The 15,064-nt window shown below is 53.7% G+C and carries 14 protein-coding genes and 1 tRNA gene; 10 read left to right on the top strand and 5 right to left on the bottom strand.

The annotated features are described in order from the left end of the window. Positions 1–27: 27 nt before the first annotated feature. The 7 genes from AC2FI7_RS05920 (at position 28) to AC2FI7_RS05890 (ending at position 3,790) form a co-directional block, all read left to right on the top strand. Entirely contained in the window at positions 28–372 is a 345-nt protein-coding gene (locus AC2FI7_RS05920; RefSeq protein ID WP_010437523.1) for a DUF427 domain-containing protein, read from the top strand. A gap of 292 nt (positions 373–664) precedes the next feature. Then, positions 665–1,540, top strand: a complete 876-nt coding sequence (locus AC2FI7_RS05915; RefSeq protein WP_496816017.1) for a carbon-nitrogen hydrolase family protein — start codon at positions 665–667, stop codon at positions 1,538–1,540. A 90-nt stretch (positions 1,541–1,630) separates the two neighbouring features. Continuing rightward, positions 1,631–1,849 carry a translation initiation factor IF-1 gene (gene infA / locus AC2FI7_RS05910; RefSeq protein ID WP_005978431.1) on the top strand — a complete coding sequence of 73 codons (219 nt, stop codon included), beginning with the start codon at positions 1,631–1,633 and terminating at the stop codon, positions 1,847–1,849. 10 nt (positions 1,850–1,859) lie between these two features. After that, the gene (locus tag AC2FI7_RS05905) at positions 1,860–2,438 is read left to right on the top strand and encodes a Maf family protein (RefSeq protein ID WP_496816016.1); all 579 of its coding nucleotides are present in this window, start codon (positions 1,860–1,862) and stop codon (positions 2,436–2,438) included. Further along, positions 2,435–3,457 (top strand): ribonuclease E/G, encoded by a 1,023-nt coding sequence (locus AC2FI7_RS05900; protein WP_010437494.1) that lies wholly within the window; start codon positions 2,435–2,437, stop codon positions 3,455–3,457. The genes AC2FI7_RS05905 and AC2FI7_RS05900 overlap by 4 nt, the downstream gene beginning before the upstream one ends. Further along, a complete protein-coding gene (locus tag AC2FI7_RS05895; protein WP_010437492.1) occupies positions 3,454–3,636 on the top strand; it encodes a DNA gyrase inhibitor YacG in 183 nt (60 codons plus the stop codon). The genes AC2FI7_RS05900 and AC2FI7_RS05895 overlap by 4 nt, the downstream gene beginning before the upstream one ends. 79 nt (positions 3,637–3,715) lie before the next feature. Continuing rightward, positions 3,716–3,790, top strand: a tRNA-Phe gene (locus AC2FI7_RS05890). A 1,115-nt stretch (positions 3,791–4,905) separates the two neighbouring features. Here AC2FI7_RS05890 and AC2FI7_RS05885 read toward each other — a convergent pair. The 4 genes from AC2FI7_RS05885 to AC2FI7_RS05870 all read right to left on the bottom strand — a co-directional run bounded on the left by AC2FI7_RS05885 (position 4,906) and on the right by AC2FI7_RS05870 (position 9,024). Beyond that, on the bottom strand, positions 4,906–5,685 hold the full coding sequence (locus AC2FI7_RS05885; protein ID WP_010437487.1) for an IclR family transcriptional regulator: 780 nt from the start codon (positions 5,683–5,685) through the stop codon (positions 4,906–4,908). 11 nt (positions 5,686–5,696) lie between these two features. After that, positions 5,697–7,055 carry a TRAP transporter large permease gene (locus tag AC2FI7_RS05880; protein WP_010437486.1) on the bottom strand — a complete coding sequence of 453 codons (1,359 nt, stop codon included), beginning with the start codon at positions 7,053–7,055 and terminating at the stop codon, positions 5,697–5,699. Beyond that, a complete protein-coding gene (locus AC2FI7_RS05875; protein ID WP_010437484.1) occupies positions 7,055–7,720 on the bottom strand; it encodes a TRAP transporter small permease in 666 nt (221 codons plus the stop codon). The genes AC2FI7_RS05880 and AC2FI7_RS05875 overlap by 1 nt, the downstream gene beginning before the upstream one ends. A gap of 65 nt (positions 7,721–7,785) precedes the next feature. Further along, complete coding sequence (locus tag AC2FI7_RS05870) at positions 7,786–9,024, bottom strand: TRAP transporter substrate-binding protein (RefSeq protein WP_010437483.1); 1,239 nt, start codon at positions 9,022–9,024, stop codon at positions 7,786–7,788. Positions 9,025–9,133: 109 nt separating this feature from the next. Here AC2FI7_RS05870 and AC2FI7_RS05865 point away from each other — a divergent pair, with 109 nt between their 5' ends. Together AC2FI7_RS05865 and AC2FI7_RS05860 are read left to right on the top strand one after the other, a co-directional pair. Continuing rightward, positions 9,134–10,729 carry a GMC family oxidoreductase gene (locus AC2FI7_RS05865; RefSeq protein WP_010437482.1) on the top strand — a complete coding sequence of 532 codons (1,596 nt, stop codon included), beginning with the start codon at positions 9,134–9,136 and terminating at the stop codon, positions 10,727–10,729. Between the two features lie 300 nt (positions 10,730–11,029). Next, positions 11,030–12,841, top strand: a complete 1,812-nt coding sequence (locus AC2FI7_RS05860) for a BCCT family transporter (protein ID WP_010437481.1) — start codon at positions 11,030–11,032, stop codon at positions 12,839–12,841. 50 nt (positions 12,842–12,891) lie between these two features. Here the strand turns inward: AC2FI7_RS05860 and AC2FI7_RS05855 are convergent, their stop codons facing one another. Next, positions 12,892–13,479 (bottom strand): TetR/AcrR family transcriptional regulator, encoded by a 588-nt coding sequence (locus AC2FI7_RS05855; RefSeq protein ID WP_010437480.1) that lies wholly within the window; start codon positions 13,477–13,479, stop codon positions 12,892–12,894. 172 nt (positions 13,480–13,651) lie between these two features. Here AC2FI7_RS05855 and AC2FI7_RS05850 point away from each other — a divergent pair, with 172 nt between their 5' ends. Beyond that, positions 13,652–15,046: an aminotransferase gene (locus tag AC2FI7_RS05850; RefSeq protein ID WP_029621596.1), complete on the top strand. Its 1,395-nt coding sequence runs from the start codon at positions 13,652–13,654 to the stop codon at positions 15,044–15,046. Positions 15,047–15,064 lie beyond the last annotated feature (18 nt).

Below are 15,064 nucleotides of genomic sequence, written 5' to 3'. Positions count from 1 at the left end.
CCCGAACCGACAAGGGAAGGAACAGGAATGACAGACACCATCACAATTCGCAAAGCGCCGGGTAAATGGAGCGTGCGTTCAGGCGGCGCGATTCTAGGTGAAACCACAGCAGCGCTGGAATTGCTTGAAGGTGACAAAGACCCGGTCATCTATTTCCCGCGCGCGGATATCGCAATGGCTTTTTTGGATCGCACCGACAAAGTGACCCAATGCGAAGGCAAGGGGGAGGCCACGCATTTCTCGATCGTGAACAAATCATCAGTCACTAAAAACGCGGCGTGGAGCTATGAGAACCCACTCGATACCATCGCCGAAGTTAAGAACCATCTGGCGTTTTATCCCGAAGACTCGGTCAAAGTTGAACGAATTTAGGTTCAAAATTTGCCTCTACTTTACAATTGATGTGTTCGATGCCCACCAAAGCTGACTGCCCGCTCTATCTTGGTGCCAAGACGGGGCGTACTCGAAGAAAAGTAGAGCATCGATATTCCAGTTCGTGGGATGTTGGCGGCCGGTTCTACGATCTATTAGGGAATGCTTCGGTCCGGGTCTGGCCTCGTGGCTACTGAGGTTTGATGATCCGTAACGAGCAACATAATGCTTGTATTGGTCCGCCGTAATTTGCGGCCCAGAGATCCGACACGCTGCAAAACGGGGAAAATGAATGAAAATCGCAACTGCTGCTTACAACCTGAATTGGCTAGACAGTTGGGCGCAATATGAAGACAAAGTTGAGGCGTGGGTTTCCGAAGCCGTAAGTCATGGTTCCAACCTTCTCGTGTTCCCCGAGTATGGTGCGATGGAGTTGTCGACACTCGATGGTCCCAAGGTGGCAGGTAATCTTGAACGTTCTATCCACGCCGTTTCCGACTGGATGGAAGATGTACAAGACATACATTCCCGCCTGGCGATGACGTACAATGCATACATTTTGGGTGCGTCAGCCCCGGTGATCGACAGATCAGGCCGTCCAGTGAACCGCGCAGTCCTCTACGCGCCTGATGGTCGCCGCGACCATCAGGACAAGCAGATCATGACACGGTTTGAACGCGAGGTCTGGGACATCGCCCCAAGTGGTCCGTTGAAACTGTTCGATACCGCTTTGGGTAAAATCGGCGTTCTGATCTGCTATGACAGTGAGTTCCCGCTCTTGGGTCGCGCGCTGAGCGAGGCCGATCTGATCCTCGTTCCATCCTGTACCGAAGCCCTGTCCGGTTATTGGCGCGTACGGATCGGCGCCATGTCCCGCGCTCTTGAGAATCAATGCGTTACGGTAATGTCATCATTGGTTGGCGGCAATGAATGGTCTGAAGCGGTAGATATGAATACCGGTATGGGCGGCGTGTTTGGCCCGCCCGATATCGGGTTCCCTCCGACGGGTGTGCTTGCCGAGGGCACTCTGAATACATCCGGCTGGACCTATGCCGAGGTCGACCTGTCCGCAATCGCAAACGTCCGTGCAGACGGGCGCGTGTTGAACCGCACCCATTGGGCCGAGCAAGATGCCCGAGTCGATTCAGTCACAATATCACCTCTTTAGGTGACTTCGCCCTTGAAATAAGGCCGGAATAGGCTCATTTAAGCGCACGAACTGCAGATTCTGCAGGTGCAACGTAATGATGGAGACAACATGGCCAAGGAAGATACGCTCGAATTTCCCGGTGTCGTGAAGGAACTCCTGCCTAATGCGACGTTTCGGGTCGAGCTGGAAAACGGCCATGAGATCATCGCACATACGGCAGGCAAGATGCGTAAGAATCGCATCCGTGTTCTGGCCGGCGACAAAGTTCAGGTCGAAATGACCCCTTATGATCTGACTAAGGGTCGGATCAACTACCGCTTCAAGTAACGCCCGACACATGGCGTTTATCCTCGGATCGGGCAGCCCAAGGCGGCTGGACCTGCTGGCGCAGCTTGGCGTTCAGCCCGATGCGATCCGTGCGCCGGATATCGATGAAACGCCGCTGAAAGGCGAACTGCCAGCCCCCTATTGCAGCCGCATCACACGGCAGAAAGTGCAGTCTATTCAGGCAGATAGCGATGATATCACCCTATGCGCCGACACAACGGTCGCACTGGGCCGCCGAATTCTTGGCAAACCCGAAGGCGCTGGCCAAGCTGCCGAATTTCTGCACGCTCTGTCCGGCCGACGCCATCGGGTGATCACCTCGGTTGCGGTGCGGCGCGGCGACAAAATTCTCCAGCGCGACGTGGTTTCTCAGGTCAAGGTGAAGCGGCTGTCAGATTCCGAAATCTATGCCTATCTTGCGACGGAAGACTGGGAGGGCAAGGCCGGAGCCTATGCAATTCAAGGCCCTGCTGGTGCTTTCATCCCATGGATTTCAGGCTCGTTCACCGGTATCGTCGGCCTGCCCTTGTCCGAAACTGCCGCACTGCTGCAAGGCATCGGCTATCCCCTATATCGCGAGGCATCATGAAGGGCCGTACCATCATTCTGGATCACATTCAGGGACGCGAAGCTGCAGCCCTGATGGTGGACGGCGTCCTCGACGATTTTCTGATCGCCGCAGATGCCCCGGCACCCGGCACGATCTACCGCGCCCGTGCGGATCGCCCGGTCAAAGGTCAAGGCGGCATGTTTCTGACCACCCCTGAGGGTCCCGCGTTTCTGAGACAGGTCAAAGGTTTGGCCCCCGGCGCGCTGCTTTTGGTGCAGGTGATTGGGTATCCCGAACCCGGCAAAGCCATCCCCGTCACAAACCGCATCCTGTTCAAAAGCCGCTATGCAATCGTGACACCCGACGCTCCCGGTTTGAACATCTCGCGCCGTATTCGGGATGAAGATGTGCGCGACCAACTGCTCGAAATTGCTCATGAACAGATGGGCGACTGCCCGCATGGCCTAATATTACGTTCCTGCTGCCAAGGAGCCGAGGCCGAAGAGATCGCCGAGGATATCTCGGCCATGCTTGCGCTGGCCGAGCAGGTGCTAAATGACTCAGGCACAGAACCCGAATTGCTCAGTGAGGGCGATGGCCCTCATATCCTGGCCTGGCGCGATTGGACGGATCCGGCCGAGGTCGTGACCGCATCTGGTGGTTTCGAAGACCACGGCGTGCTGGACGCGCTTGACACCGCACAGGGTATTTCCGAAGCGCTGCCCGGTGGGGGACACCTCTATATCCAACCGACCCGCGCCCTGGTTGCGGTTGATGTAAACACCGGCGCCGACACGTCTCTGGCCGCTGGGACCAAGACCAACTTCGCCTGCGCCAAAACCCTGCCGCGCGCCCTGCGCGTGCGCGGATTGGGAGGTCAAATCACCCTGGACCTGGCACCGATGCCCAAGAAAGACCGAAGAGGTTTCGAATCTGCCTTACGGTCGGCGTTCAAATCTGATCCTGACGAGACAATCCTGGCCGGTTGGACACCGCTGGGACATTTCGAACTTCAGCGCAAACGTGGTCGTATCCCTTTGACGGAGATCCTGAAATGAGCTGCCCGATCTGCGGAGAATACACTCAGCAGGCCTTTCGCCCATTCTGCTCGAAACGCTGCGCGGATATCGATTTGGCAAAGTGGCTGAACGGTTCATATGCGGTGCCATCGCAACGTGAAGAAGACGCCGAGTCGACTTCGGAACCAACCGAAAGCCCCACGCCCCGACCGCATTGAAAAAATGTCAAAAAGCCTCTGGACACTGCCTGTGGCAAGTCATAGAAGGCCTCCACCCAATGGCAAACGCCATTCCCGTGCCCGGGTAGCTCAGGGGTAGAGCAGTGGATTGAAAATCCTCGTGTCGGTGGTTCGATTCCGCCCCCGGGCACCATAATTTCAAAGACTTAGCAGACATAATCAAGCGCCCAAGCGGGCGTTGTCTCGTTTTTGTCTTCCACTTAACCTAAGGTCATTGAGGTGTTCGGAGTGAAAACCAATATTATCTTCACCTCCATCAATGGGGGGAGATTGGAGTTTTCCTATGAAAGCTTTTTTGAACTCCCCAAACTTGAGGACGTAGTGTGCTAGAGCTGCGGAGGCTCTTCTGAAAGGGTAAACGGGATAGGACTGAAGACCCGGTCGCTAGCACGGCCTGGTTCACACAGCCGACCAGCTGTTATCTGCGGAGTGCAGGTATTAGTGAATAGGTCTGAGGTGAGGCACTGGAGAGCCTGCCGGACAGGTCAGAACTCCAAGCAGGTTACGTACCGAAAGGAGCACCTCTGATTTGAATGGCCCACCAAGAGTGTCTTGCCGTCCCACTAGTACGTGTCAGGTCGAAAAGCCTGATCGTATGCTTCCAAAGCTGCGTCCGCCCATTTCTTCATATGTGTTGTGCTAGTTGAGTTGCTTGAATTGATAAAGGCGACTAACGCACTGATGTAGAGTTCTCGTCGGAAGTCTTCGTTTGTTTTTTTCATACAGTATCTAAAGTAGCATTTTGTCTCGAATTTGTCTCACTCTCCGCCTGCTAACCTGTTGATAACTCAAGCATCTGTTTTGGGGGGTATAAATGGGGGTATCCACGAGGATGTTTTCTCCACGTGTCGGCAACATCTCAGAAATTATCGTTTAGATTCAACGCAGTGAGTCTGACTTGAAAATCCTCGTGTCGGTGGTTCGATTCCGCCCCCGGCACCATTTATACCTCTAACCCATTGTTCACTCACAGTTTACTTGTGGAAACAGTGAGGGCGTAGTTCTTGGTATAGAACAAATCGGTGTATTTTTCGTTCACCAAGAACAGCATCTATTATTTTGTCGCGGGCTTGTTTTTGCGTAGATCGTGTTGTGCAGGAATTTAACTTTTCAAGCTGAGCAAACGTCCACACTGGATTTTGATCACGCACGCATCGGCTTTCGATCAAAATTCCCCGAAACCAGCCGATAATTGAAGTTTTTGCTGCTCAGAATTGGTCGCGATTTAGGTACCATCTCAGACCCTAATCACTCATTCAATAGCGCTGAAAGTTCATCCGCCCCTTTTTGCAGAATTCCAAGAAACGACATTAGGCTGTTGACGTCATGACGTTGGGTTGGAGCGTGAACTGAGAGTGTGCCAACCAACCTGCCCTGCCCGTCCAGAACGGGCACAGCAAGTGCCGTCATTCCGGCCATAAATTCCTCATCATCCGTCGAAAAACGATTCACGGCGATGTTTTGGATCTCTGCTCGCAAGACTTTGGGATCAGTCAGAGAACGTTCAGTATTTGGTTGCAGGTTTCCTGCTGAAAGGACACCATCCAACGTTTTCTGCCGCAGTGTGGACAGGTACATCTTGCCACTTGCGGTACAGTGAAAAGGTACTTGTGTACCGACAGGCAGCTGAATTCTTAGCGGCCACTTCGTTTCCACCCGGTCTAGATAGATCATACCTTCTCGGTCAGGGATGGCGAGATTGCAGGTCTCACCAACTTCTTCTGCAACGCTGCGTAAGATTGCCAATCGGGCCGTACGCAGGTGCTCAGAAGACATGGTATTGACCGAAAGCAGTCGTAACCGGCGCCCTGGGCCATAAGAACGCCCATCAAGATCGCGTTGCAGGAAGCCTTCGGTCTCTGCGGTATGCAGGAGGCGGTGGACGGTCGGCTTGGCCAGACCAAGTGCCTCAACCAAGTCTGAGGGTTTGACCGCAACACCACGCCGCGCCACCTCCTCGAGGATCAGAAGGAGGCGCAGGTTGGTCGGGATTTGAGTTTCTTTGTCTTGTGTTTCCGTCTCAGCCATCCCGCAACAGTCTAGCTATTTGGCAGCAGGATCAAGGCCAGATCGGGCACAAGCGACACTAGTATCCAGACCGAAAGAAGCGCTACCAGATAGGGCACTGTATACCGAAGCAACCGGAAATAGGGCACTCCTGTCACTCCCGAAGCCACATAGAGGTTCAGCCCATAGGGTGGCGTGATGAACCCGATGGATGCCCCCACAAGGAATATCACTGAGAAATGGATTGGATCGATCCCAACAGAGGCCGCAATCGGCGCAAGGATCGGAGCCAGGATTATCGTGACAGGCAGGCTTTCCAGCACCATGCCCGAGAAGAATACGATCACCATCGATGTGAACAACACCGCGTAGTACCCGCCCATCGAGGTTACAAAATCCCCGATGGTTTGCTGTGCCCCTAGCAGAGACAGGATCTGCTGCATCACCACCGAAATGGCGATCAATGGCGCGAGGATGCCGGTGATCTGGGCCGAGCGGATCACGATGGAGGGTATTTCAGGTATCGTAAAACCTTCGACGACGAACATCTCGGCAAAGCTCTTTTCGGTTGGCGGTATGTCGTTCCGCGCGCCCATAATCCGGTTGATCGGATAGCTGACCAAACCTGCTATCACGCAAAAGCCGACCGTCACGCCTGCTGCCTCGGTCGGGGAGAACTTGCCGGTGTAGATGCCCCACAGAACCAAGCCGATGGCGAAAAATCCAAGCCAAGCTCCAAATGCGGTCTTCAGCACCCGGTTCAATTGCAGCGGTATCAGATGACCCCAACCGTTCAAGCGGCAGATGATCCAGCACGCAAATTGCATACCAAAGACCATCAGCGCGCCCGGAAGGATACCCGCGACGAACAGCTCGGAAATCGGCAGGTTCATCAGGAAGCCATAGACGATGAAGATAATCGACGGAGGGATGATAATCCCCACCGTTCCGCCCGCGGCAGCGGTCGCCGCGCTGAAGCGTTCGTCATAACCACCTTTGACCATCTCGGGATGAAGCATCGACCCGATGGTTGCAGTCGTTGCGGAGTTTGAACCAGAGATTGCGGCGAAAAGTCCACAAGCGCCCAGAGATGCCATGGCCAACCCCCCGCGTATCCAGCCCAAACAGGCATAGGCGAAATCGCTGAGCCTCCGGGCAATGCCGGACTTGTTGATCAGATCTCCGGTCAGGATAAAGAGCGGCATCGCCAGTAGGGCAAAGCCTTTGTTGAACACATTCAACAGTTCGGCACCCATGTTATCCAGCGTCAAACCAAGGACGAACGAGCAACCAATCACCCAATATCCGATGACCAAAAAAACAGGTACGCCCAGCATGAACAGAAAGGTGACCGCAAGAGAGATCAGTGTGACCATAGTTCCGTCTGTCATCAGTCTGCTCCGATCACGGCCTGCTTGATCAGCGGCTCGCCTGTTTTCCAGTTGTTCAGATCATCGGCAAGGTTCTGAAACACGCGCCCGACCATCAGAAAGAACGACAGCGGTGCGGCCAGAAGGAACCACCACTGCATGATATTGTCTGTACCCAGAACGATCTGAAAGTTTGATGCCGACAATGCCACCAGCCGTGTTGTGGTCACGATGACGATCACCGCAAAGATGAACCACAATATCGCGTCGAGTATCAGGCAAGCCAATTGCCCAGCCCTCGGCATTGCAGTGCGGAATTCGCTGAAGCTCAAATGCGTGCGCAGGCGGACATTGTACGACGCCCCAAACCACGCCATGACCATGAACAGCAGCGGGGGAATGGTGGTCGACCAGGGCTCCTGATCGTTGAACACAAACCGGTCGATCACGCCCCAGAAGATGATTAATGCGATCGCAAGGTAGGAATACACCATCACCGACCGTTCCAGATGGCGTTCGACAAAGGGCACTGCCCGGTAAATCAGCATGATCACGAACCCGCCAATTGCCGAGACTACTGCGCCCAACACCCAAGTGGCGTCGGATTCGAGTGCAGATTGAATCTCGAACGAATCCTGGCTGAGAAAGGCGCTGAAAATCGCGCCGATGTCTGCCCAAAACGACATGAACTCCGTCCTCCCAGTCGGTGTGTATTGGAACCGGCCCGCTTGAGGCCGGTTCGTCTTTTGTATCAGGCTTCGCCCTTCCACCAACGACGCGGTTCAACGTTTTCTGGCAGGGTGTTAGCCGGAATCTCGCGCGCGATGTCGTAGATTTCCTGATAGGTATCGATACCGCCCGCCCATTTGTTCAGACGTTCGCGCCACTGGGCCCAAGGTTCTGGGTTGTAGTTCGGGGCGCACATCTCTTCGGCCAGCTTGATCTGATCGTCAGCCAGGAAGGCCGGACGTACTCCATTTTCGGCAAAGATAGTATCAGGCAGCTGCGGCTCCGAGAAACCGACCGTGTTCAGCAATGCGGCTTCATTTGCACCCTGAATCAACGCCTGAGTGAAGTAGGAAGACTCCATCACAGCGTCCTGCAGCTCACCACCGAGGCTGTCGAAGACCTTTGCAGACATTGAGGTATGTTCTGTGCCGCAGAAGAACTTCAGGTTGACCGACTGTGAAACCACGGGCGCCATATTGGCGTATGCAACGGCCGACGCCCATGTTTCGGCACCGTCGATCAGGCCAGTTTTTAGCGCATCCAGCGTTTCCTCCCATGCCACCGGCACCGGATTCAGGTTCAGTAACTGCATCGCAATCCGGCCCAGTTGCGTGCCTGTCACGCGGTTCTTGGTGCCAAACAGCTCTTCTAGCTTGGTCACGGTCGGTTTGTCTGCAAAGGTCGAACCCATCTGCAGCCCGCGCAATTCGCAGTGCGTGAACAGGAACTTCAGACCATGACGTTTCTCCAACGGATCACGCAGGATGCGCTGGCTCGCGGGACTATAAAAGAAGTGATATTGCGCTGCCCGGCTAGGGAACATGTAAGCATAGTCCAGCACGTTCAGGTAGGGTGCGCCACCCGCCGAGTTCTGGGTCGAGGCCGCGTAAATGTCGACGATTCCCTGTTGGGTTTTTTCCACGCAGCTTAGCTGACCACATATCTGATTGTCGCCGATGAACTCGATCCGAATCTCGCCATCAGTGCGTTCTTCCAGATCCCGAGCGAATTCGATCGCGCCGGCGCGTTCGATCAGCAGATTGCGTGTATTAAAACCCGAAGCACCAAATTTAAGCGTGTGCTTTGGCTCTTTCGAGAAGCGCTTTTCATAGGTCGATTCGGCCGCCTGCGCCAGATTCGCCAGGCTCATCGCGCCACCAAACCCACCTGCAGCCAGCAGTGTCGAACTCATGCCATAACGCCCAGCCACGCGGAAAAAATCTCGCCGGGAAATGCCACTTAGTTTCTTACCGATCTCCATTGCTTACCTCCCTGATCGCAATTATTGAGACGTTTTGTATCAAAAAAGGCTAGTATATTTCTTGCATCTTGCATAGAGTTTTTTTCAGAGACGTTGGAAGGAGGCGGTCATGGAGGTGGATTATGCGGTTGTCGGCGCGGGGTCTTCGGGCTGTGTCATTGCTAATCGACTAAGTGCTGATCCCAATACATCGGTCGCGCTTCTTGAAGCCGGCGGTCGCGATACGAACCCATGGATTCACATCCCTGTCGGTTATTTCAAAACGATGCATAATCCGTCGGTCGATTGGTGCTATCGGACCGAGCCCGACCCAGGCCTGAATGGCCGGTCCATCGACTGGCCACGAGGCAAAGTGCTGGGCGGCTCCTCCTCGCTGAACGGGTTGCTTTATGTACGTGGCCAGAAAGAAGATTACGACCGCTGGCGGCAAATGGGCAACGAAGGTTGGGGGTGGGACGATGTCTTGCCCCTGTTCAAACGCTGCGAAGATCAAGAGCGCGGTGAAGATGAGTTTCACGGCGTTGGTGGGCCTTTGTCGGTGTCAAACATGCGCATTCAACGCCCAATCTGCGACGCTTGGGTAGCGGCAGCACAGGCCGCAGGCTACCCGTACAACCCCGACTATAATGGCGCTGAACAAGAAGGCGTGGGTTATTTTCAATTAACCACCCGCAACGGCCGTCGCTGCAGCGCTGCTGTGGCATATCTCAAACCTATTCGAAATCGTCAGAATTTGAACATCATCACCAAAGCATTGGTGGCACGCGTGGTATTGGACGGAAAAAAGGTGACTGGGTTGGTTTACCGGGACAGGTCGGGGGTTGAGCAAACTCTGAAGGTCCGGCGTGAGATCATCCTGTCTGGCGGCGCGATCAATTCGCCCCAGATCCTGATGTTGTCGGGGATCGGAGACGCGGACCATCTCAAAGAAAACGGAATAGAACCGCTTCATGTCCTGCCTGGCGTCGGTAAGGGTTTGCAGGATCACTTGCAGGCACGACTGGTGTTCAAATGCAATGAACCAACACTGAATGATGAAGTCCGAAGCCTGCTCAATCAAGCCCGCATCGCGTTGAAGTATGCGTTGTTCCGCGCAGGTCCAATGACCATGGCTGCAAGCCTAGCCACAGGATTCATGAAAACCCGGCCCGATGTTGAAACGCCGGACATTCAGTTCCACGTGCAACCCTGGTCCGCCGACAGCCCTGGTGAAGGTGTGCATCCGTTTTCTGCCTTCACGATGTCGGTCTGTCAGCTGCGCCCGGAAAGTCGAGGTGAGCTGCGCCTGAACGGTCCGGATCCGTCCAAACATGTTAAAATCATTCCGAACTACCTTTCTACGGAAACAGATTGCCGAACCATCGTCGACGGTGTGAACATCGCGCGCAGAATTGCTAAACAAAATCCTCTCGCCTCGAAGATTTCAGAGGAGTTTCGACCTACGGCAGAACTTAGCATCGACGATTACGAAGGCACACTGGATTGGGCCAGATCAAACTCCACCTCAATCTATCACCCCACCGGCACCTGCGCGATGGGACAATCAGAGAAGTCTGTAGTGGACGCGAAACTGAAAGTCCACGGCATAGCTAACCTACGGGTGGCAGATTGTTCGATCATGCCGGAAATCGTCAGTGGCAACACCAATGCGCCTGCGATCATGATCGGCGAAAAGGCAAGCGATCTAATAATCTCGGATGCTTGACACATTGCGCCGCGGTCTGAACGCCAATTAGATCTGCGAATTCTACTGCCAACCATATTCCGGTGCGCACGCAATACCGGGCTTGAATTGGTCGACTTTGAACGATGGCTAAGCCTTCGATATTGAGTCATTCAATTTTTCATAGCCGCACAGGTTTTGCCAGTTGCGACCCAAAGATTTTCCACTCAGCTATCGCTTCCGCAGCTTCAGTCCTATTCTGGCAGAAAGTAAACTAGTCTGGAACCCAGCGACTGGCAGCGCGGCGTGCAAAGCTGTCTATTTATGTAAGACCAGGAAAACATGGCGCTTGAAGAACCTTTCACAGACCTCAAAATAAGGACTCAGCGGACTGGCTTTTACAAAGGGTATAGCCTGCCGATTGCGCTGGTAAGCAAACTCTCGGTTTCGCTGCTCGTTCTCTGGGCGCTGGTTTGGCCACTATCAGCAAACGATACACTGCGATCTTGGAAGTCAGGAGTGCTGTCTGAGTTCAATGCATTCTACAACCTTTCTGTTGGATTATTTGTGCTTTTCCTTTTCCTTATCGCGCTCATTCCTTCAACTGGCCGAATGAAGCTGGGTTTAGAAGATGAGAAACCCGAATTTTCGAACTTCTCTTGGTTTTCGATGATGTTTGGGGCGGGTCTAGGCGTGGGCTTAATGGTCTACGCAACCGCTGAACCACTTGGCCTTTGGGAAACCAATGCATTGACTGTTTCCGGGGAAGTCACACCCAAAAGCGAGGACGCGATTGAAGGAGCCTACCGCTATACTTTTTTGCACACCGGATTTCACGCCTGGGCAATTTACGTCGTCACTGGCCTTAGCCTTGCCTATTACGCGTTTACAAGAGGCATGCCGCTAACAATCCGCACCGCACTGACCCCATTGCTCGGAGAATACTCAAACGGTATTGCAGGCCATGTGATCGATATACTCGGCGTCGTTGCGACAATACTCGGCGTGGCGGTAACGATCGGTTATGGCGTTTCTCAATTGGTGGATGGTGCGTTTCTAATTACCGGTGCGAAGTGGCTTGTGGAAAAAGAAGCAACCAAAGTGATCCCGTCGACCGCCGGCCTGATTGCGGCGTCGATCGTTGTTATGATGATGTCGACACTGTCTGCCGTCTCTGGCGTGGGGCGTGGTGTCAAATACTTGTCAAATATTAATCTTCTCTTTTCACTAGTATTGCTGGCGGTATTCATTGTTTTTGGCTCATTCGCGTTTGCAGCGAAAACCTATGCTACAGCGCTGGTTGACTATATCAAAAACTTTGTACCTCTGAGTTTCCAAGCTTTTCGACCGGTTTCCGAAGTCGATTTTGCCTCCGTATTGCCTGCAGAGGCGGCGCCCTTTGTCGGCGAGCTCTTTGCGGGTGCAACTGATCCATGGGGAACAAAAGCAACCTTTCTTGAGGGTTTGACCAGCGATACAGCCGGTCTTTCTGATGCGACCAAGACTGCAGTTTATGACGCGGGCACACGAGGTAGGTTGTTCGGATGGCAGGCCGGATGGACTACATTTTATTGGGCCTGGTGGATCGCGTTTTCACCTTTTGTGGGTCTCTTCTTAGCGCGTATCTCCAGGGGGCGAACCGTGCGAGAATTCATACTTGGGGCGGTCATTGCACCGTCCCTCGTTTGTTTCGCATGGATGGCCCTTCTGGGTGGGACCGCCATCGATTTGGAACTAAATGGGAATGCAAATGGATCTATCCTCGACGCATCAACGACGGCAACCCTGTTCGCCACTTTGGGGGAAATGGTATCGGGCAACTTTCTAACGATCGTGAGCATCATGTGTGTGCTGTTAACCATGACATTTCTTGTTACATCTGCCGACTCAGGCATCCTTGTGATGAACACGATCATGTCCGGTGGGTCTGAAGACACCGGCCTGCTTCATCGCATCCTCTGGGGCGTTCTTCTGACCCTTGTAATTGGAACTCTGCTTATCGCTGGCGGCGGCGGATTAGAGGCATTGACCAATTCGATGATCATCGGGGCATTGCCGTTTAGCGTCGTTTTGCTGCTCATGTGCATCTCTTTAGCCAAAGCAATGATCAACGACTTGCGCCGATTGAACCATGAAACACGGACGGGTTCGTGATTGCCCATGGTTAGTACCTAGTCACTTAGTCACCTCCACCCGCGGATCGACTAAGTGCTAAAGTGTCTAGGAAACACTGACTGCAGCACAAACAGGCAGATCTTCAAAGCCTCCGAGGGTTCGAAGATCTTTGAGTGCAAATGGTAGTCGGTCCAAAGTCCTTCCAACAAAGCAACCAACGCGTCTGTTGCAAGTTTGGCGTCTACATCATCGTACTCGCCTTCGACCTTTATTTGCTCCAACAGCTCCAGGATCACCGCGCGGAAACCTTTGTCTCGCGAGTCGATGAAAGGAAATATGTGTGGGTTCGAGAGCGCCTCAGCCCGAAAGGAAAACCAGATCGAGACGTCCCTTGCATTAAGGACCAAGGGGTCGAAATCTGCCTTTATGATAGAGATTAGTTTGTCTGCGGGGGCTAACTCTGGATTGAATGCAATGGCCTTCCACTGCCCCGCGTAGCGGACTGATAGATCCTCAGCCACCGCAAGCAGCAGCTTTTCCTTGGAACCAAAGTGTAGGTTTACCATCCCTTGCGACAATCCCGACAACTCCTGGATTCTTGCCGCGGTTGTGCCGCGAATTCCGTATTTATAGATGGCGTCCGCAGCCGATTGGATCAGCTGATTTCGGTTCTGCAACCTGCTGAGTTCCCGTGCGTTGGCTGGGGTATCGGGCTCGAGAGTAATTTTGCTTGTCCTTCGCTGGGGTGCTCTTTCTTGACCTTTTCGCACTTAACAGAGCAGAGGTTCAAGGATTGACATTGAATGAATGTTTGTTCATTTTGTGATATATGTTACATAACGGTGCCCTATGACCCTTTCGAACTCCGTCTTTCAATCCATACGCAATTGGGACAACGAGAACTTTCTGCACCCGTGGGAAGGCATGGCATATCTTGGCCAAAACGAACGGACCTTCGCCGAAAGTGGGCTTGGCGTTCACGTCGTGACAGAGGACGGAAAGCGCCTGATAGACGGCCCCGCTGGCATGTGGTGCATTCAATTGGGCTATGGAAACACCGAGATCGCCGATGCGATGGCTCAGCAGGCAAAAGAGATGGCGTATTTTTCGCCCTTCAACAACGCCAACTCAACTCCGGCCCGGTTGGCTCATGAAATCGCCAAGAGAACGCCGGGCGATTTGAACCATGTGTTCTTCACGACAGGTGGTTCAACGGCCGTGGACAGCGCACTGCGGTTTGTACAGTTTCGCAATAACCTGCTGGGAAAACCTGAAAAGAAAATCGTGATATCGCGACAGAAAGCTTATCACGGATCGACTTATTTGGCGGCCTCAGTTTCCGGAAAAGAGCGCGACAAGGGGTGGTTGGACCAGGCAAGCCACCTGACGCGCTTCCTACCGAATGTGAATCCGTATACGCGTCGCACCGATCAGACGGTCGACGACTTTCTGGACGAAAAAATAGCGGATCTGGAAAACATGATCCTACAGGCCGGCGCAGACAAGGTCGCTGCTTTTATCGCCGAACCGATATTGTGCTCTGGTGGCGTCATTGTGCCTCCGCTAGGATATCATCAGCGCTGTCTGGAAATTTGCCGGAAATACGATGTCCTATATATTTCAGACGAAGTCGTGACCGGTTTCGGGAGGCTTGGACATTGGTTTGCCTCCGAAGACGTCTTTGGAATTCAACCTGATATCATCACCTGCGCCAAGGGCATGACGTCTGGGTATATACCCATGGGAGCCTGCATCATCTCAGAACGGTTGATTGCAGATGTGAGCGGAGACAACGCACAGAACGCTACGTTTTCAAACGGCTTCACCTATTCCGGCCATCCGGTGAGTGCGGCAGCAGGTTTGAAAACCATCGAAATCATGGAGCGCGACGGCATTCTGGAACATGTCCGCGCGATCACACCGTTGTTCGAAGAGCGTCTCCAGGCTCTGGCAGACTTGCCGCTCGTCGGTGATGCGCGCGGTATGGGGTTGGTTGGCTGCGTTGAGTGCGTTGCGGATACCGAAGCTGACAATCTATTGGATCTAGACAAGTCCGTTGGTGCGATGATTGATCACCACTGTCAGGAAAATGGGCTGATCCTGCGGCCCATCATCAACATGTGTGTGTTCTCCCCTCCGCTGATCATCACGGAGGGCGAGTTAAACGAGATGTTTGACATCCTTGAAAAAGGAATCCGGCTGGCAACCGACGACCTGACGCGCCAAGGCGTATTCAATGCTTAGGCACAACCGCGAAGCCTG

Source organism: Ruegeria sp. YTSA064, assembly GCF_059610325.1.
The sequence above is the reverse complement of the archived record's forward strand: the minus strand, read 5'-3'. Positions and strand labels throughout refer to the sequence as shown.